This is a genomic window from Cryobacterium sp. Sr8 (assembly GCF_004403225.1).
In the GTDB taxonomy this organism is placed as follows: Bacteria; Actinomycetota; Actinomycetes; order Actinomycetales; family Microbacteriaceae; genus Cryobacterium; species Cryobacterium psychrotolerans.
The window spans coordinates 12,671-29,803 of the sequence record NZ_SOHO01000035.1; the positions used below are offsets into that span (position 1 = coordinate 12,671).

General features: G+C 67.7%; 15 protein-coding genes and 2 tRNA genes. 13 read left to right on the top strand and 4 right to left on the bottom strand.

Going from position 1 to position 17,133, the window contains the following annotated elements:
- Window positions 1-17: 17 nt before the first annotated feature.
- Window positions 18-1,598: an MFS transporter gene (locus E3T54_RS05575; RefSeq protein ID WP_241977075.1), complete on the bottom strand. Its 1,581-nt coding sequence runs from the start codon at window positions 1,596-1,598 to the stop codon at window positions 18-20.
- A gap of 176 nt (window positions 1,599-1,774) precedes the next feature.
- Here E3T54_RS05575 and E3T54_RS05580 point away from each other — a divergent pair, with 176 nt between their 5' ends.
- From E3T54_RS05580 to E3T54_RS05600, 5 genes are read left to right on the top strand one after another with little or no spacing between them, the layout of a single operon-like run.
- Window positions 1,775-2,446 (top strand): DsbA family protein, encoded by a 672-nt coding sequence (locus tag E3T54_RS05580; RefSeq protein ID WP_134474915.1) that lies wholly within the window; start codon window positions 1,775-1,777, stop codon window positions 2,444-2,446.
- Window positions 2,447-2,459: 13 nt separating this feature from the next.
- Window positions 2,460-2,948, top strand: coding sequence for a ribose-5-phosphate isomerase (locus tag E3T54_RS05585; RefSeq protein WP_134474916.1), 489 nt, complete (start codon window positions 2,460-2,462; stop codon window positions 2,946-2,948).
- 2 nt (window positions 2,949-2,950) lie between these two features.
- Window positions 2,951-3,988 (top strand): Fpg/Nei family DNA glycosylase, encoded by a 1,038-nt coding sequence (locus tag E3T54_RS05590; protein WP_134474917.1) that lies wholly within the window; start codon window positions 2,951-2,953, stop codon window positions 3,986-3,988.
- Window positions 3,985-4,620: an FMN-binding negative transcriptional regulator gene (locus E3T54_RS05595; protein WP_134474918.1), complete on the top strand. Its 636-nt coding sequence runs from the start codon at window positions 3,985-3,987 to the stop codon at window positions 4,618-4,620. The genes E3T54_RS05590 and E3T54_RS05595 overlap by 4 nt, the downstream gene beginning before the upstream one ends.
- On the top strand, window positions 4,617-6,131 hold the full coding sequence (locus tag E3T54_RS05600; protein ID WP_134474919.1) for an amidohydrolase: 1,515 nt from the start codon (window positions 4,617-4,619) through the stop codon (window positions 6,129-6,131). Before E3T54_RS05595 ends, E3T54_RS05600 begins: the two co-directional genes overlap by 4 nt.
- 170 nt (window positions 6,132-6,301) lie before the next feature.
- Here E3T54_RS05600 and E3T54_RS05605 read toward each other — a convergent pair whose 3' ends face one another.
- Window positions 6,302-7,876, bottom strand: a complete 1,575-nt coding sequence (locus E3T54_RS05605) for a hypothetical protein (protein WP_134474920.1) — start codon at window positions 7,874-7,876, stop codon at window positions 6,302-6,304.
- Window positions 7,877-8,550: 674 nt separating this feature from the next.
- On the opposite strand from E3T54_RS05605, the gene E3T54_RS05610 reads away from it, so the two are divergent.
- Together E3T54_RS05610 and E3T54_RS05615 are read left to right on the top strand one after the other, a co-directional pair.
- Window positions 8,551-8,910, top strand: coding sequence for a hypothetical protein (locus E3T54_RS05610; protein WP_134474921.1), 360 nt, complete (start codon window positions 8,551-8,553; stop codon window positions 8,908-8,910).
- A gap of 302 nt (window positions 8,911-9,212) precedes the next feature.
- Window positions 9,213-9,770 carry a DUF6448 family protein gene (locus tag E3T54_RS05615; RefSeq protein ID WP_174844395.1) on the top strand — a complete coding sequence of 186 codons (558 nt, stop codon included), beginning with the start codon at window positions 9,213-9,215 and terminating at the stop codon, window positions 9,768-9,770.
- Window positions 9,771-9,779: 9 nt separating this feature from the next.
- On the opposite strand, the gene E3T54_RS05620 is transcribed toward E3T54_RS05615, so the two are convergent.
- Window positions 9,780-9,850: transfer RNA gene (locus tag E3T54_RS05620), tRNA-Gly, on the bottom strand.
- Window positions 9,851-10,022: 172 nt separating this feature from the next.
- Between E3T54_RS05620 and E3T54_RS05625 the strand changes: the two genes are divergently transcribed.
- From E3T54_RS05625 to E3T54_RS05650, 6 genes are all read left to right on the top strand, one after another.
- Window positions 10,023-10,099, top strand: a tRNA-Pro gene (locus E3T54_RS05625).
- 47 nt (window positions 10,100-10,146) lie between these two features.
- A complete protein-coding gene (tig, locus tag E3T54_RS05630; protein ID WP_166804844.1) occupies window positions 10,147-11,550 on the top strand; it encodes a trigger factor in 1,404 nt (467 codons plus the stop codon).
- A gap of 217 nt (window positions 11,551-11,767) precedes the next feature.
- Complete coding sequence (locus E3T54_RS05635) at window positions 11,768-12,367, top strand: ATP-dependent Clp protease proteolytic subunit (protein ID WP_092323798.1); 600 nt, start codon at window positions 11,768-11,770, stop codon at window positions 12,365-12,367.
- Between the two features lie 27 nt (window positions 12,368-12,394).
- The gene (locus E3T54_RS05640; protein ID WP_277870630.1) at window positions 12,395-13,078 is read left to right on the top strand and encodes an ATP-dependent Clp protease proteolytic subunit; all 684 of its coding nucleotides are present in this window, start codon (window positions 12,395-12,397) and stop codon (window positions 13,076-13,078) included.
- Window positions 13,079-13,212: 134 nt separating this feature from the next.
- Window positions 13,213-14,493 (top strand): ATP-dependent Clp protease ATP-binding subunit ClpX, encoded by a 1,281-nt coding sequence (gene clpX, locus E3T54_RS05645; protein WP_092323799.1) that lies wholly within the window; start codon window positions 13,213-13,215, stop codon window positions 14,491-14,493.
- 98 nt (window positions 14,494-14,591) lie between these two features.
- Entirely contained in the window at window positions 14,592-15,002 is a 411-nt protein-coding gene (locus tag E3T54_RS05650) for a hypothetical protein (protein WP_370254962.1), read from the top strand.
- Between the two features lie 23 nt (window positions 15,003-15,025).
- Here E3T54_RS05650 and E3T54_RS05655 read toward each other — a convergent pair whose 3' ends face one another.
- Window positions 15,026-17,092 (bottom strand): M3 family metallopeptidase, encoded by a 2,067-nt coding sequence (locus E3T54_RS05655; protein ID WP_134474924.1) that lies wholly within the window; start codon window positions 17,090-17,092, stop codon window positions 15,026-15,028.
- Between the last annotated feature and the right edge of the window lie 41 nt (window positions 17,093-17,133).

Here is a 17,133-nt window from a genome sequence, read left to right on the forward strand (position 1 = left end):
GTGAGCAGACCCGGTCGTTAGACCTTCGCGGGCTCGGCATCCTGCACGTCGACCACGTCAACGGCGCTGGTGGCCGCTTCGTAGGTGTGGTCGAACGGCATGTCGTCCATGTCGAGCATCGGGTTCTCGTCCTGGCCTGCGACGAGTTCGCGGGCCTCGGCGTCAGACGTCACGCTGGGCATGGAGCCGAGCAGGGGGCGCTGGGCCGTTTCCTTCATGAAGTAGATGGTGATTGCTCCGATGACGGATGTCCCCATCAGGTAGTACGCCGGCGCCATGTCGTCGCCGGAGGCCGCAATGAGGGCCGCGATGATGAACGGGGTCGTTCCTCCGAAGATGGCGACGGAGAAGTTGTAGGCGATGCCCATTGCTCCGTAGCGGCTCTCGGTGGGGAACAGTGCCGGCAGCGCCGACGCCAGGTTGGCCACGTAGAACGTGACCGGGAAGGCGATCAGGGCGAGGCCGAGCAGCGTGGTCCAGATTCCGCCGATGTCAATCAGCAGGAACGCCGGGATGGAGAGGAAGACCGCGCTGATGGCGCCGATCCAGAGCACCGGGCGGCGTCCGATCTTGTCGGACAGGCGACCGGCCAGCGGGATGCAGAGCGACATGATGACCAGGATCGGGATCGTCAGAAGCGTTCCGTGGAACTCGTCGTATCCCTTGTTCGCCGTCAGGTAGGTCGGCATGTAGGAGGTGAGCGCGTAGCCGAGCGTGTTGGCGGAGGCCACGAGGACCATGGCCAGTACGATTCCGCGCCAGTAGGCCTTGAAGATCGCGAGCGGGCCCTTGGCGGCGGGGGCATCGTCGACCTGCGGGTCGTTCGCCGCGATCTCCTTGGCGTCCAGGGTCGCCTGGAAGGTCGGCGATTCCTCGATCTTCATCCGGAAGTAGATGGCGATGAGGCCGAGAGGTCCGGCGATCAGGAACGGGATGCGCCAGCCCCAGTCCTCCATGACGTCCTGTCCCAGGGTGACCTGCAACACGGAGACGAGGGCCGCACCGATAGCGAAGCCGAGGTAGCTGCCCATGTCGAGCAGGCTGGCGAAGAAGCCCCTGTGCTTGTCAGGAGCGTGCTCGCTGACGAAGGTGGTGGCACCGGCGTACTCTCCGCCGGTGGAGAATCCCTGGATGACCTTGGTGAACACCAGCAGGGCGGCGGCCAACATGCCGACCTGGGCGTACCCGGGCAGCAGGCCGACGGCGAAGGTGGAGACGGCCATGAGCATGAGCGTCATGGACAGCACCTTCTGGCGGCCGATTCTGTCGCCGAGCCAGCCGAAGAAGACGCCACCGAGGGGGCGGGCGATGAACGTGGCCGCGAAAGTTCCGAGCAGGAAGAGCGTCTGCACGGTCTTGTCGGCCTCGGGCAGGAAGACCGGGCCCATCGTGGTGATCAGGTAGCCGAAGACACCGACGTCGTACCACTCCATGGTGTTTCCGACGATCGTTCCGCCGAGGGCCTTCTTCAGCTTGGGGTGGTCAACGACGTTGACGTCGGACACCTTGAGCCGGCGCCGCAGGAGCGGCTTTCTGGTTTTTGCGGCGGCGCTTGTGGCACCGCTCAGAGACGTGTTTGTACTTCGGTCAATAGGCAATATGTTCTTCTCTCGTGGAGGCCATTTGCGTGAGACCTGTAGCGACCCGTGGTCGGGAATATTTCGACTCATTTTCGGGCAAGCTTTTAATTTTAGCCGATGATCGGCCAAAACGATATTCCGGATACGGATTTGACGGGGTTCGGGCACCCATAAGCGCCGCCTAGTCTGGACATATGGCTGATTCGATAGAGTTCTGGTTCGACCCTTCCTGCCCCTGGGCATGGGTGACTTCACGGTGGATGGACGAGGTTGCCGAGGCGCGACAACTCGACGTCACCTGGAGCGTCATGAGCCTCGCGGTGCTCAACGAAGACAAGGACGTCAGCGACGAATACCAGGCGTTCTTCCCGCGGGCGCTGAAATACACCCGGCTGGTCCAGGCCGCCCAGGAACTGCACGGACAGGAGAGCGTCAGGGCGCTCTACGCCGCCCTCGGTGCCCTGATTCATCCGGGTGGCCAGACCGACCCCGACGAGGTCATCCCGGCGGCGCTCGCCGAGGTGGGGCTGCCGGCCGCCTTCGCGGCCTACGCCGACAGCGACGAATTCGATGTGGCCATGCGCCTCAGCCACTTTGAGGGCATCAGGCGGGTGGGCCACGAGGTCGGGACGCCCATCATCGCCGTGGGTGACGTGGCCTTCTTCGGGCCCGTGATGTCGCCGGCGCCGACCGGCGCGCAGGCGCTCGCGCTCTGGGACGCGGTGGTGGTGGCCGCCGCCTTCGACGGGTTCTTCGAACTCAAACGGAGTCGGACCCATGAGCCGATCTTCGCCCCGCTGCCACCCCGCCCCGCCGTCCAGCCCGCTGCCTACCAACCCGCTGCCAACCAACCCGCTTCCAACTAAATAGAATTCCCCTATGCGCATCCACATCGCCACCGACCACGCGGGCCTGGACTTCAGCCGGCACCTCATGAAGCACCTCACCGCCGCCGGCCACGAGGTCATCGACCACGGGCCGCAGAGCTACAACGCACTCGACGACTACCCGGCGTTCTGCATCAATGCCGCGCAGGCCGTGGTGAACGACCGGGCCGCCGGGGTTGCCGCCCTGGGCGTCGTGTTCGGTGGATCGGGCAACGGCGAGCAGATGGCCGCCAACAAGGTCAGGGGCGCTCGCGCGGCCCTCGCCTGGAATCTCAGCACCGCCCGGCTCGCACGGGAGCACAACGACGCCAACGTCATCTCCATCGGGGCCAGGCAGCACACCGTCGAAGACGCAACGGATTTCATCGACGCGTTCATCGCCGAGCCGTTCTCCGGGGACGAGCGGCACGCGCGCCGGATCGCCCAGCTCGGGGAGTACGAAACGACCGGGCGGATCGCCGGCAAAGACATCGTGGCCTGACCATGCCCGAGGGTCATTCCGTCCACCGGATTACGCGCCAGTTCGCGCGTAACTTCGTCGGCAAGCCCGTGCGCCTGTCTTCACCGCAGGGCAGGTTCGTGGCGGGGGCGGAGCGGCTCGACGGGCATGTCATGACGGATGCCAAAGCCGTCGGCAAGCAGATGTTCCTCGAGTTCGACAACGGGCTCTGGCTGCGCATCCACCTGGGCATGTACGGCGCGTGGGACTTCGCCGGGGACATCCTGATGGATGCGACCATCGCGTCGGCCAACGGCCGGATGGGACAGACCAACCAGCGCGGCACCGAGCTGGATGCAGGCCACGGCGCCGTGCTCGATTCGGCCGGCGAGAACTCCATGCACAGCATCGGTGCTCCCCGCCGCACCCGGGTGCGGATGGCGGAACAGGAGAAGGAACTCGGCGCCGTCGACACCTTCCCGCCGGAGCCCGTCGGCCAGGTGCGCGTTCGCCTGCTCACCGACACCGTGTCGGCCGACCTCCGCGGGCCGACCGCGTGCGAGGTGCTCGACCCCGGCCAGGTGGACGCCGTGATCGCGAAGCTCGGGCCCGATCCGCAGCTCGACGACGGCCAGGCCGCGGAAGACCGGTTCACGAGCGCCGTTCGCCGCAAGCCCACCCCGATCGGCCAGCTCCTGATGGACCAGAGCGTCGTGGCCGGCATCGGCAACGTCTACCGGGCCGAGCTGTTGTTCCGCGCCCGGATCGACCCGCACGCGCCCGGGAAAACCCTCAGCGACGACACGGTCCGCGCCCTCTGGCGGGACTGGGCGCACCTGCTCGCCATCGGCGTGAAGACCGGCCAGATGATGACGATGGACGACCTCGGCGGCGGCGAGTACGTTCTGGCCATGAGGAACCGGGCGGACCGGCACTGGGTCTACAAGCGCGAAGGGCTGCCCTGCCGCGTGTGCGGCACGCACATCGCCCTCGAAGAGATGGGGGCCCGAAAACTGTACTGGTGCCCGTCCTGCCAGCGGCCCTCGGCCGCAGCGATCGACCTGGAAAGCGGAATGCGATGAGACAGAACCCCAGCTTCGTGCTCGGCGAAACCGCCGAGATCAAGCGATTGATCAGGGATAACCCGTGGGCCACGATCATTAGCCATACCTCGGCCGGCGAACTCGTGGCCTCGCACTACCCGGTCATCCTCGAGGAGTCGTCGGAGGACATCGTGTTGCTCGGGCATGTGGGCCGCCCGGACGAGCAGCTGCACGAGCTCGGTTCTCATGAGCTGCTCGTGGTCATCCAGGGCCCGCACGGTTACATCTCGCCCGGCTGGTACGACGCGTCCGGGGCCGTCCCCACCTGGAACTTCATCACGGCGCACCTGTACGGCACGCCTGAGCTGCTCGGCGCCGAGGAGAACCTGCGTGTGCTCGAGGACCTGGTCGACCACTTCGAGGAGCGGATGCCTGAGCCGCGCCGGATGAACGGCACGCCGGTCGACGCCGCGTATGCGGCGCGCATCTCGGCGGGAACGATGGGTTTCCGCCTGAGGGTCACCCGACTGGTGGCCAAGAACAAGATGAGCCAGAACAAACCGGCCGAGACCGTTGAACGCGTGATCGCGGAGCTCGAGGGTGATGGGCCGTACGCGAGCGCGGCCCTGGCCGCCGAAATGCGGCGCGTGCACGATCGGCTCGGCAGGTGACGGCGGCGACTCCGTCGGCGACCTCGGCCACGACTCCGGCCCCGGCCACGCTCCTGCTGAGGAACGGCCGACTCCCGGGCAGCGACGTCGTCGTCGACATCGAAATCGTCGACGGCGTGATCCGGCGGATCGGCTACACCGACCCGGGCCACGCGTCGACGCACACGGTCGACCTGGGCGAGCGGTGGGTCATCCCGGGCCTGTGGGACAACCACGTGCACTTCAGCCAGTGGGCGCAGACGGCGCGGCGCCTCGATGTCTCGGCCGCGGCATCCGCGGCCGAGGCGGCCGTCTCGGTCGCCGGGCGCATTCCCAGGGTGCCGGCCGGGGACACCCTCGTCGGGTTCGGATTCCGCGACGGGCTGTGGCCGGCCGCGCCCGGGCTCGCGGTGCTCGACGCCGTATCCGGGGCCGTCCCGGTCGTGCTGGTGAGCGGCGACCTGCACAGCTGCTGGCTGAACTCTGCGGCGCTCGCGCTGCACGGATTCGCCGGCCACCCCACGGGGCTGCTCCGGGAAGAGGACTGCTTCGCCGTCGTCAACGCGCTCGGCGCGGTCGCGGACGAGGTGATGGACGGCTGGGCCGATGAGGCGGCCCGGGTCGCGGCATCCCGCGGCGTCGTCGGCATCGTCGACCTCGAGATGACCTGGAACCTCGACACCTGGCGGCGCCGGATCGCCGCGGGCACGGATTCGCTTCGGGTCGAGTTCGGCATCTACAGCCAGGACCTGCCGCGGGCGGTGGAACTCGGCCTGCGTTCCGGCGCTCCGATCGACGGAACCGGGGGACTGCTCACCGTGGGCCCGTACAAGGTGATCACCGACGGGTCGCTCAACACCCGCACGGCGTACTGCCTCGACGAGTATCCCGGCCTCGAAGGCACCCCGGATGCGCACGGGCTGCTCACGGTGCCGCCCGAGGAGCTCGTCCGGTTCATGCGGACCGCGACGGAGGCAGGCATCCGCCCGGCCGTGCATGCCATCGGCGACCACGCCAACAGCATGGCCCTGGACGCGTTCGAGCAACTCGGCTGCGCGGGCAGCATCGAACACGCGCAGCTGCTGGCTACCGCCGACATCGAGCGCTTCGCCCGGTTGGGCGTGGTCGCCAGCGTGCAACCGGAGCATGCCCTGGACGACCGCGATGTTGCGGACCGCTACTGGGCCGGCCGCACCGGCCGGGCCTTCGTGCTGGCGAGCCTGCTGGAGGCCGGCGTCGAGCTGGCGCTCGGCTCCGACGCCCCGGTGGCGCCCCTCGACCCCTGGGTGAGCATGGCGGCCGCCGTTGGGCGCGCCACGGAGGGTCGCGAGCCGTGGCACCCCGAGCAGGCGATCTCCCGGCAGGCGGCGCTGGCAGCGTCCGCGCGCGGGCGGCACCAGGTCGCGGTGGGGGACGTCGCCGACCTGGCGGTCTGCGAGGTCGACCCGTTCACGGCATCCGTCGCCGATCTGCGGCGGATGCCCGTCGCCGCCACGCTGCTCGCCGGCCGCGTCACCCACACCACCCTCTAAATCCCCCCACACACACTCCCCGCGAAACCGCAGTTGTGCGCGTTACCCGGGTGTTTTAGCGCGCACAACTGCGGTTTCGCGGGGAGGTGGGTGGGTGAACGGAAGCGCCCCGACCTCGAAATCGAGGCCGGGGCGGGGCGGGGCGGGGCGGGAGTCAGGCGTGCAAGTGCCTAATGGCGATGCCCTGTGCCGGTCCGGGCGCCGAGATGGCGTCGGTGTGCCCAGACCTCACCCGGGGTCAGGCGCCGGTCCTCCGCGTGACGGTGTGACGGCCGAGTCGCGCTCATCGGGGCCGGTTTCGCCCCTCGCCTCCTGACCGCGACCAGGACGGCAGCGCCCGCGAGGAAGAGCAGCAGGGCGAAGAGTCCCATATTCTCTGCCTCGACACCCGCCGAGGCGAGCACGAGCGTTGGCGTGACGGCCGGTTTCGCTGCGGGCGCGGCCGGGGGAGCGAGCGCCGGGGGAGTGACCACGGGCGGCGTGGCTTCCGGCAGCACGCCCGTGGGTGGGTCGGTCACCGGGATGTCCACGACCGTCGGCGGGTCGGTGGCGGGATCAGGGTCGGTGACGGGATCCGGGTCGGTACCGGGACCAGGGTCGGTGACGGGATCTGGGTCGATCACCGGATCAGGGTCGGTGACGGGATCAGGGTCGATCACCGGATCCGGATCGGTGAGGGGGCAGGGCTCGTTGTTCACCGGGAAGTCCCAGTTCACCGTGGCCCATTCCTCGCCCTCGTAGCCCAGTGTGAAGCCGGGCAGGGCCGTTGCCGTGACGACGACCACTGTTGTGCCCGTACCGTCCCCGAAGCGCTCCTGGCTGTAGATGACGCCGTCCTGGGGCTCGGGAAGGTCCACGGTGTCGTTGTCGGGACCGCAGGCATCCGTTGCCGTCGGCGGAAGCGGCACAACCATGACCGGGTTCGGTTCTTCGCCGCCGCCTGGTCCGTCCCCGCCACAGTCGGCGGGCTCCACCGGGGTGAAGGACCAGGCCGAGGTGCGCGGGATGACCCATCCCTGATCTGCCACGGCAGTCACGGCGTAGGGAACGCCGAACTCCAGGCCCGCGGGCTCGCCGGAGAAGGACTCTCCGGATTGGTCTCCCCAGGCCCAGGAACCGAGGTCGAAGCCGGTCAGGGTCAGAACGGCCGGCGCATCGCACACCGCGTCGGTGAAGTGCGGCGGCGGCGGCGTGAGCACACCCGGGGAGACCACGCACGGAACGTCGGTGAGGCCGAAGTGCCACTCCGTTTCCGTGCCGGCCGGGAAGGCATAGTTCGCGGCCGCCGTCAGGTAGACATCCCCGCCGCTCCCGGAAAAGCTGTATCCGGTGCCGTCGGCGGGAATGACGATCAGGTCGTTCTCGGTTCCGCATTCGTCGACCATGGAGGCGCCGGGCGGCGTGACGACGATCGGGGCGGGCGGGGGTTGCACGGGGAGCACGCATCCGTTGGCCAGGACTTGGGCTCCGGTGGCTCCCCAGCCGAACAGTGCGGTGAGATTCTTGCCGGGGTAGGAGCCGAACGCCGGAATGATGTCGGCTTCGTGCAGATCGTGGCCCTGCGTGATGATCGCGTGCATGTCCAGCGGCGGCATTGCCTGCCAGCCGTTGGCGGCCGTGCTGGGAGGGGTGGCGTGGCACAGGACGGCCTGGAGGCCCACCGCGCTCGCCGGGGCCGCTGCCCCGGCTATTGCCAGGCCCACGGCCATCAGTGCGGCCGTACAGGCCGCGAATAGTCTCTTCATTGGATTCTGACCTCGCAAGGAACTCGGGTGTGGCGTGATGCAGCGGCAGAGCGAGCGACAGGGTGGGGTCAGGGCGCGACAAACCGGCCCGGCCACCGGATCGTGCTTCCGGCGGACTGGTCCGACCCGCGCCGAGATAACCCCGGCAGGCTCCCGATTGGGTGGGGACTGCGGAGCTGTCGATTGCGTGGATTACTGTCCGCGAAGGGCGGAGCGCTCTGGCTCGCGCCTGGCGGACCGCGCAGATCCCGCGCAACGGCGATCGTGTTCGTGGTGGGCACCACGAACGGAACTGTCTTACCGGGCGCCGCCGGTCAGGGCGCGGCCCTGTGGTCGCAGAGCGGAGTCCGCGTTTGGATGTGCCGGCGCAGGGGGCACGGGCCGATGCCGGCCGACCTTGGAGGATTGGATCATGGCGTGACTCTCCTTTCGGGTAAGAGTTAGGTCACGCGCATAGCAAAGCAGTCCGCGTCACCGGCCGACAAGGCATCAAGGCCCCCCAAAGTGAGGGACACTCACGTTCGGGAACGACCCGTGACCGGGCGCACGAGCGAGCGGGACGCGCTGACCCCTCGAACTGGGGGTGGGAATCACTCAGGTCACCCCTTGTTGGGGGGTGGTACGCCGTGCTGTGATGTGGCGCACAAGCACTCCTACCGAAGGGAGCAACACAGATGATCCTGTCCACAGAGGTTGGGCGAAAGCGCGCCCGCGTCGTCGCCGTATTCGCGGCCGTGCCGTTCGCGGCCCTGAGCGCACTCGGTGTCGCGACATCAGCCACGGCCTCGCAGCCGTCTGACGACCACAAGGTCACCTACTGTCACGCGACCCACAGCGCGACGAACCCGTTCGTGATCGTTACCTCCGACAAGGTCGGGGTCGTCAGGGCGCACCAGAACCACCAGGACCTCGAGGACGTCATCCCCGAGTTCGACTGGTGGCTCGCCGGGCAGTCCGGACACTTCGCCGGACAGGGCGACGACCCGGAGGCCTTCATCGCAAACGGCTGTGTGGCGGAGGAATACCCCAGCTAGGTCGGTCCGAGCGGATGCCGGGGACCCGACCCACGGCATCCGCTTGGCCCCTGAAGTGAAGATCAAACCTGCGCCGAGTTGCGGGGAAAGTACCTTCCCGCGGCCGATGAAGGCACTTTGTCCGCAAGCGAACGTCAGCGGCCAGCTGGGGCAGCGGCGTCAGCTGGCGTCTGGCGGGGACAAGTTCAGAGGCTCTCAGGTGCGCCAGAATCCGAAGTAGGATCGCGCTGCCCGCCACATCGACCCCGCCAGGTAGGCGACCCCGCACAGCGCCCCGGGACGGAGACTCGGAGGATCCAGCCATGCCCCCACATTGCGACTCACTGGACGGACCCGTCGTCACCGCAGCCAGGCAGGCGCTGGATGCCGTCGACGTCGCGCGCGTGCTGCCCTACGTGCCCGCGGCCGGGGAGGCCGAAGTCCGGGCACTCTTCGACCGGGTTGTGCCGGTACGGAATCTCGGGCGGGAAGCGGCGGATGTTGCGGACCGGCTTTTCTTCGAGACCGTGGTGCGCATTCACCGGGCCGGGGAAGGCGCGGCCTACACAGGGCTGAAGCCGGCAGGATTGGACGTGGGCCCCGCGATTCCGCTCGCCGAGCGTGTCTTGGCCGAGGGCTCTGCGGGACCGCTGGTCGACTTCCTGTCGGAGATGATCCGCACAGAAGCAGCACGACGGCTCGAGCGCCTGCGAAGTCTCGACCTCGCCAGGGACGGCGGGGTCGCCGGTGACCGGTCCTGGGTGGAGGCCATGCTGGGTTTCAAGGTCTACGCCCACCACGTGTACAAGGCCATCACGGCGGCCGGGGATGCGCACCACGGACGCGGCGGCGGATCGCATGCGGATCCTGAAGGCGAGTGACCGAAAGGGAGGGGATGACGGGAATCGAACCCGCGCCATCAGTTTGGAAAACTGAGGCTCTACCATTGAGCTACATCCCCAGGGCCCGTCGCCGGGCACTCAAATAGCGTAGTACACGTTGACGGGCGCTCGCTGCACGCCCCGCGCCGGGACGTGCGGAGCTGTGCACTAGACTTACCGAGGTCAATCGGCGTGCCGTGAGGATGTTCCTTGCGTCAAACCGGAGGGCCCCAACGGGTTGAGATGGCGATCCGGGGCGTAGCTCAGCTTGGTAGAGCGCTCGGTTTGGGACCGAGAGGTCGCAGGTTCGAATCCTGTCGCCCCGACCATCACCCCCCCACACACGCAATCGTTCAAAACACAGGAGAGTCCCCACGTGAAGTCAACGGTCGAAAAGCTGAGCCCCACGCGCGCCAAGCTCACCATCACGGTGACGCCGGAGGAGCTCAAGCCCAGCATCACCCACGCCTACGGTCACATTGCCGAGGGCATCAACATCCCCGGATTCCGCAAGGGCAAGGTTCCGCCGGCAATCATTGACCAGCGCGTCGGCAAGTCCGGCGTCCTGGAGCACGCGGTCAACGAAAGCCTCGACGGCTTCTACCGCAAGGTTGTCGAAGAGCACAAGCTGCGCCCCCTGGGCCGCCCGGAGGCCGACATCGTTGAATGGCCGAGCGACAAGGACTTCTCCGGAGACCTGCTGCTGGCCATCGAGGTTGACGTCCGCCCCGAGATCGAGCTTCCCGACTATAAGGGGCTCACGCTCACCGTCGACGCCGTCGAGGTGTCCGACGACGAGGTCACCGAGGAGCTCGACAAGCTGCGCAGCCGCTTCGGCACGCTCGTCACCGTCGAGCGTCCGGCCAAGACCGGCGACTTCGCCCAGATCGACCTGGTCGCAACCATCAACGGCGTCGAGGTCGACACCGCCAGCGGCATCTCCTATGAGGTCGGCTCCGGCGACCTGATCGAGGGCATCGACGAGGCGCTCGACTCGCTCAGCGCCGGTGAGACCACCACGTTCAACTCGAAGCTCATGGGCGGCGACCACGAGGGCGAAACCGCCGAGATCGTCGTCACCGTCTCGGCCGTCAAGGAGCGCGAGCTTCCGCCCGTCGACGACGACTTCGCTCAGATCTCCAGCGAGTTCGACACCGTGGCCGAGCTGACCGAGAGCCTCAAGGTGCAGGTCGAGCGCTCGAAGGCCTTCGGCCAGGGCAACCAGGCCCGGGAGCAGCTCATCGAGCAGCTCCTCGAATCCGTCGAGGTCCCGATCCCCGCCGCGATCATCGAAGACGAGGTGAACCGTCACCTCGAGGGCGAAAGCCGCCTCGAGGACGACGAGCACCGCGCCGAGGTCACCGCGTCGAGCGAGAAGACCTTCCGCCAGCAGATCCTGCTCGACACGATCGCCGAGGCCGAGAAGGTTCAGGTCAGCCAGGACGAGCTGACCCAGTACCTGATCCAGGGCGCGAGCCAGTACGGCATGGACCCGAGCGAGTTCGTGCAGGCCCTGAGCAGCAACGGCCAGATCCCGTCGATGGTGGCCGAAGTCGCCCGCAACAAGGCGCTGGCCATCGCGCTGGGCAAGGCGACGGTTGTCGACTCGAACGGAAAGGCCGTCGACCTGTCCGAATTCAGCGCGGTCGAAGACGACGACACGGCAGAGGATGCCGCGGCGGACGAGAACACCGAGGACGAGAACGCCGAGGACGAGAACACCGAGGAGCCGGTCGAAGCCAAGGCCAAGCCGAAGAAGAAGGCCGCTGCCAAGAAGTAGCACGCCACGCACGCACGCGCGCTAGCGAGCGAGCGCCTACGGGCCGGATGTCACACGACATCCGGCCCGTTCTGCGTCTGAAGCACCGTCGGAGTCGCATGGGCGGGCGGGTCGGTGGGCGCGCGTAATCTGCCGAGGGCGAACAGAGCCGTTCTTCGGGCCGGGCTCCTATAGATTCATTCTGAAGCGACAAGCGACAAGCGAAACGGAGCGCGACATGGCCGATATGACACCGACACCCGGCGTATTTGACCGACTGCTGAAAGATCGAATCATCTGGCTCGGCTCAGAGGTCCGTGACGACAGCGCCAACGAGATCTGTGCCAAGATCCTGCTGCTGGCCGCCGAGGACCCCAAGCTCGACATCTACCTGTACATCAACTCCCCGGGCGGATCGATCACCGCCGGCATGGCGATCTACGACACGATGCAGTTCGTGCCGAACGACATCGTCACGGTGGGCATCGGCATGGCCGCCTCGATGGGCCAGCTGCTCCTCACCTCGGGCACCAAGGGCAAGCGCTACATCACCCCGAACACCCGTGTGCTGCTGCACCAGCCGCACGGCGGCTTCGGCGGAACGGCCAGCGACATCCAGACCCAGGCCCAGCTCATCCTCGACATGAAGAAGCGCCTCGCCGAGATCACCGCGGCCCAGACCGGCAAGACGGTCGAGCAGATCAACGCCGACGGCGACCGCGACCGCTGGTTCAGCGCCCAGGAAGCCCTCGAATACGGTTTCGTCGACCACGTCCGCGAATCCGCCACCGACGTCGCCGGCGGCGGCGGCACCGTGGCCGCGGACACCACCAAGTAGCCCACCGAACCGAAGAGGAAGAAAACCATGACCATCCCCACATTCGGTGGAACCGCATCCAGCTCGCAGGGCGGCCCCGCCGCCTCGATGCCGGATTCCCGGTACATCCTGCCCACGTTCGAGGAGCGCACGGCCTACGGCTACAAGCGCCAGGACCCCTACGCCAAGCTCTTCGAGGACCGCATCATCTTCCTCGGTGTGCAGGTGGATGACGCTTCCGCCGACGACGTCATGGCCCAGCTTCTCGTGCTCGAGAGCCAGGACCCCGACCGCGACATCGTCATGTACATCAACTCGCCCGGTGGCTCGTTCACGGCCATGACGGCGATTTACGACACGATGCAGTACATCCGCCCGCACATCCAGACGGTCTGCCTCGGCCAGGCGGCGTCCGCGGCCGCGGTGCTGCTTGCCGGCGGAACGGCAGGCAAGCGCCTCGCCCTCCCGAACGCGCGGATCCTCATCCACCAGCCGTCGGTCGGCGGCTCCGGAAGCGGCCAGGCCTCGGACATCGAAATCCAGGCCGCCGAGATCATGCGCATGCGCGTGTGGCTCGAGGAGACCCTCTCGCACCACTCCAACAAGTCGGTGGAACAGGTCAACAAGGACATCGACCGCGACAAGATCTTGGGCGCGGCCGAGGCCCTCGAGTACGGCCTGATCGACCAGGTCCTGACCAGCCGCAAAAACCTGCCGACACTGGTCAAGTAGACGCGCCACGCTGTGCCGAAACGGCGCGCCCGCCTTCAGGGGGGCGCGCCGTTTCGCTTTGGGCACGGCGTGCACGCGGTGTCACAGGCACAGGCTAGGCTCATTGCTAGCGACACCGATGGAGGAGGCTACAGATGGCCCGAATAGGCGAAAGCGCCGACCTGCTGAAGTGCTCCTTCTGCGGAAAGAGCCAGAAGCAGGTCCAGCAGCTCATTGCGGGTCCGGGCGTCTACATCTGCGACGAGTGCGTCGAGTTGTGCAACGAAATCATCGAAGAACGACTGGCCGAGGCCGGCTCCGAAGAGGGCAGCGGCGACTTCGACCTCCCCAAGCCCAAGGAGATCTTCGGCTTCCTCGAGGAATACGTCATCGGCCAGGAGGCAGCCAAGCGCGCCCTCGCCGTTGCGGTCTACAACCACTACAAGCGGGTGCGCTCACGGGCGACGCTCACGGCGGCCGACGCCATCCGTGACGACGTCGAGATCGCCAAGTCCAACATTCTTCTCATCGGTCCCACGGGCTGCGGCAAGACGTACCTGGCCCAGACGCTCGCCAAACGCCTCAACGTGCCCTTCGCCGTGGCGGATGCGACGGCCCTGACCGAGGCCGGCTACGTCGGCGAAGACGTCGAGAACATCCTGCTCAAGCTGATCCAGGCGGCAGACTACGACGTCAAGCGCGCAGAGACCGGCATCATCTACATCGACGAGATCGACAAGATCGCCCGCAAGGCCGAGAACCCCTCGATCACCCGCGACGTGTCCGGCGAGGGCGTGCAGCAGGCCCTGCTGAAGATCCTCGAGGGCACCATCGCGTCGGTTCCGCCGCAGGGCGGCCGCAAGCATCCGCACCAGGAGTTCATCCAGATCGACACCACGAATGTGCTGTTCATCGTGGCCGGCGCGTTTGCCGGGCTCGAAGACATCATCTCCTCGCGGGCCGGCAAGAAGGGCATCGGCTTCGGCGCCCCGCTGCACAGCAAGGGTGACGACGTCAACCTCTTCGGCGAGGTGCTCCCGGAAGACCTGCACAAGTTCGGCCTGATCCCCGAGTTCATCGGGCGTCTTCCCGTCGTCGCCACGGTCACGCAGCTCGACCAGGTCGCTCTCATGCAGATCCTGACCGTGCCGAAGAACGCGCTCGTGCGCCAGTACCAGCGCATGTTCGAACTCGACGGCGTCGAGCTCGAATTCGAGCAGCCCGCCCTCGAAGCGATCGCCGACCTGGCCGTGCTCCGTAAAACGGGTGCCCGCGGCCTGCGCGCGATCATGGAAGAGGTCCTCGGGCCGATCATGTTCGAGGTGCCGTCCAGCACCGAGGTGGCCCGCGTCATCGTCACCCGCGAGGCGGTGCTCGACAATGCGGAGCCCACGATCATTCACCACAAGGCCCGGCGCGAAGAGAAGTCCGCCTAACCCGCGACCCGAGGGCTCAACCGCCCGCCCGGCCTGACGGCACCCCGTCCCGGGACCGCACGCCGTGGAACATCGCCGAGCGCAACGCGGATGACCGGGTGATCCCGGTGTTCAAGCGCCTGATCGAGGTGCGCGAGCGACTCGTGCCGTACCTCGCCGAGCAGGCTCGCCGCACGATCGCGACCAGCGCGCCGCTGATGCGGGCCCTCTACTTCGACCACCCGCACGACGAGAACGTGTGGGCGCATCCGCTGCAGTGGATGCTCGGCGACGACCTGCTCGTCGCGCCCGTGCTCGAGGCCGGCGCCACCGACTGGCTGGTGTACCTGCCGGCCGGCGACTGGGTGGATGCCTGGACCGGGGAGACCCTGGCCGGCGGGCGCACGGTCAGTCGGCCGGTGCCGCTGGACGAGATCCCGGTGTACTGCCGCGCCGCGTCGTGGGCGTCGCTGCGCGCCGTCTTCACCTCCCGCGAAACCGCAGTTGTGCGCGCTAAAACGCCCGAATAAGGCGCACAACTGCGGTTTCGCGGTTAGTTGAGGCCGCGGCGGTCGAGCAGGGGCTGGATGATCGCGTCGCGGCCGCGGAAGTCGCGGTAGGCCTCCAGGGGGTCCATCCGGCCGCCCACGCCGAGCAGGCGGTCGCGGAAGCGGTCGCCGTTCTCCCGGGTGAGGCCGCCGTTCTCGGTGAACCAGTCGACCGTGTCCGCGTCGAGCACCTCGCTCCAGATGTACGAGTAGTAGCCGGCGTCGTAGCCGCCGGAGAAGGTGTGCGCGAAGTACGTGCTGGCGTACCGGGTGGGCACGAGCGGGTTGTCGAGGCCGACGGCGGCGAGGGCGGATGCCTCGAACTCGGCAACATCCGTCACCACCGCGTCCGCGTCGATCCGGTGCCACGCCTGGTCGAGCAGGGCCGCGGCGAGGTACTCGCTGGTGGAGAAACCCTCGTTGAACGTGGACGAGGCGTGGATCCGGTCGACCAGGTCCTGCGGCATCGGCTCACCGGTTTCGTGGTGGCGGGCGTAGTTCGCCAGCACCTCCGGCTGGAGCATCCACATCTCGTTGACCTGGCTCGGGAACTCGACGAAGTCGCGGTACACATTCGTGCCGGAGAATTTCGGGTAGGTCACCTGGGCGAACAACCCGTGCAGCGCGTGCCCGAATTCGTGGAAGAGGGTGTTCACCTCGTCGAAGCTGAGCAGCGTGGGCTCGCCGGCGGCGGGCTTGGAGATGTTCATGTTGTTGCAGACGACGGTGGGCGTTTCGAGCAGCGCCGACTGGGAGATGAGCGGGTTCATCCAGGCCCCGCCGCGCTTCGAATCGCGGGTGTAGAAGTCGCCGATGTACAGGCCGACGGGGGAGCCGTCCTCGTCGGAGACCTCGAAGACCCGGGCGTCCGGGTGCCAGACGACGAGGTCGGGGCGCGGAGTGAAGGTCACGCCGTAGAGCCGGGTGGCCGCGTGGAAGACGCCGTCCTGCAGCACCCGCTCGAGCTCGAAGTAGGGGCGCATGGCGGCGGTGTCCACGTCGAACGTGGCCTGGCGCACCTTCTCGGTGTAGAACGCCCAGTCCCAGGCGGCGAGCTCGAACCCCTCGCCGGAGCCGTCGATGATCTGCTGCAGCTCGGCCTGTTCGGCCCGCGCGTTCCGCGCCGCGGCCGGGGCGAGGCGTCCGAGCATCTCGGCCACGGCATCCGGAGTCTTCGCCGTCTCGTCGGCTGTGACGAAGGCCGCGTGGCTGTCGAAGCCGAGCAACCTCGCCCGCTCGGCGCGCAGGCGCGAGATCTCCAGGACAAGTTCGCGGTTGTCGTGCGCGCCGCCACGGATGCCGCGGGCCGCGGAGGCCGACAGCAGCCGCTCCCGAACCTCCCGGTTGGTCAGGCTCGCCAGGTACGGGTGGGAGGTGGGGAGCACGAGGCTGATCAGGTAGCCGTTCAGCCCCCGCTCCTTCGCGGCCTCGGCGGCGGCCGAGATCTCCCCGGCCGCGAGGCCGTCCAGCTGGGCGACATCGTCGATCAGCACGGCGAGTTCGTTGGTGTCGGCCAGGAGGTTCTTCTCGAAGCGCGTCGTCAGCGTCGAGAGGCGCTTGTTGAAGTCGCGCAGCGCGGCCTTGTCCTCGTCGGACAGGCCGGCCCCGGAGAGGGTGAACTCGGTGTGGTACCGCTCGACCAGGTACAGCGATTCGGCGTCCCGGCCCAGCTCTTCGCGCTGCGCGTGCACGGACGCGATCCGGGCATAGAGCCCGGGGTCGAGCCGGATGGCGTCCTCGTGCGCCGCGAGAAGGGGCGCGAGTTCCTCCTCGAGCGCGTTGGTGAAGTCGTTGGAGTCGGAGGAACTCTTGTTGAAGAACACCGCGGCGACACGCTGGAGCGTCTGCCCGCTGCGCTCGAGCGGCAGCAGCGTGTTCTCAAAGGTCGGCTCGTCGGGGTTGGACACGATCAGCGCGATCTCGGCGAGCTGCTCCGCGATGCCGTGGTCGAACGCCTCGCGGTAATGCTCGTCGCGGATGTCGGCAAAGGGCGGCAGCTGGTAGGGGAGCGTGCTCGGAGCAAGAAAGGGGTTCACGGAGGAGTTCACGGAGGAGTTCACGGAGTCAGCCATGCGACCACCCTAGTTGGGCCGCCAGTTGAGTAGGCTCGGGT

Coding starts and splice junctions, on each gene's coding strand:
- E3T54_RS05595 (WP_134474918.1), top strand. CDS start 3,985: ATGAGACAGAACCCCAGCTTCGTGCTCGGCGAAACCGCCGAGATCAAG.
- E3T54_RS05585 (WP_134474916.1), top strand. CDS start 2,460: ATGCGCATCCACATCGCCACCGACCACGCGGGCCTGGACTTCAGCCGG.
- E3T54_RS05635 (WP_092323798.1), top strand. CDS start 11,768: ATGGCCGATATGACACCGACACCCGGCGTATTTGACCGACTGCTGAAA.
- E3T54_RS05580 (WP_134474915.1), top strand. CDS start 1,775: ATGGCTGATTCGATAGAGTTCTGGTTCGACCCTTCCTGCCCCTGGGCA.
- E3T54_RS05655 (WP_134474924.1), bottom strand. CDS start 17,092: ATGGCTGACTCCGTGAACTCCTCCGTGAACTCCTCCGTGAACCCCTTT.
- E3T54_RS05610 (WP_134474921.1), top strand. CDS start 8,551: ATGATCCTGTCCACAGAGGTTGGGCGAAAGCGCGCCCGCGTCGTCGCC.
- E3T54_RS05640 (WP_277870630.1), top strand. CDS start 12,395: ATGACCATCCCCACATTCGGTGGAACCGCATCCAGCTCGCAGGGCGGC.
- E3T54_RS05615 (WP_174844395.1), top strand. CDS start 9,213: ATGCCCCCACATTGCGACTCACTGGACGGACCCGTCGTCACCGCAGCC.
- E3T54_RS05605 (WP_134474920.1), bottom strand. CDS start 7,876: ATGAAGAGACTATTCGCGGCCTGTACGGCCGCACTGATGGCCGTGGGC.
- E3T54_RS05590 (WP_134474917.1), top strand. CDS start 2,951: ATGCCCGAGGGTCATTCCGTCCACCGGATTACGCGCCAGTTCGCGCGT.
- clpX (WP_092323799.1), top strand. CDS start 13,213: ATGGCCCGAATAGGCGAAAGCGCCGACCTGCTGAAGTGCTCCTTCTGC.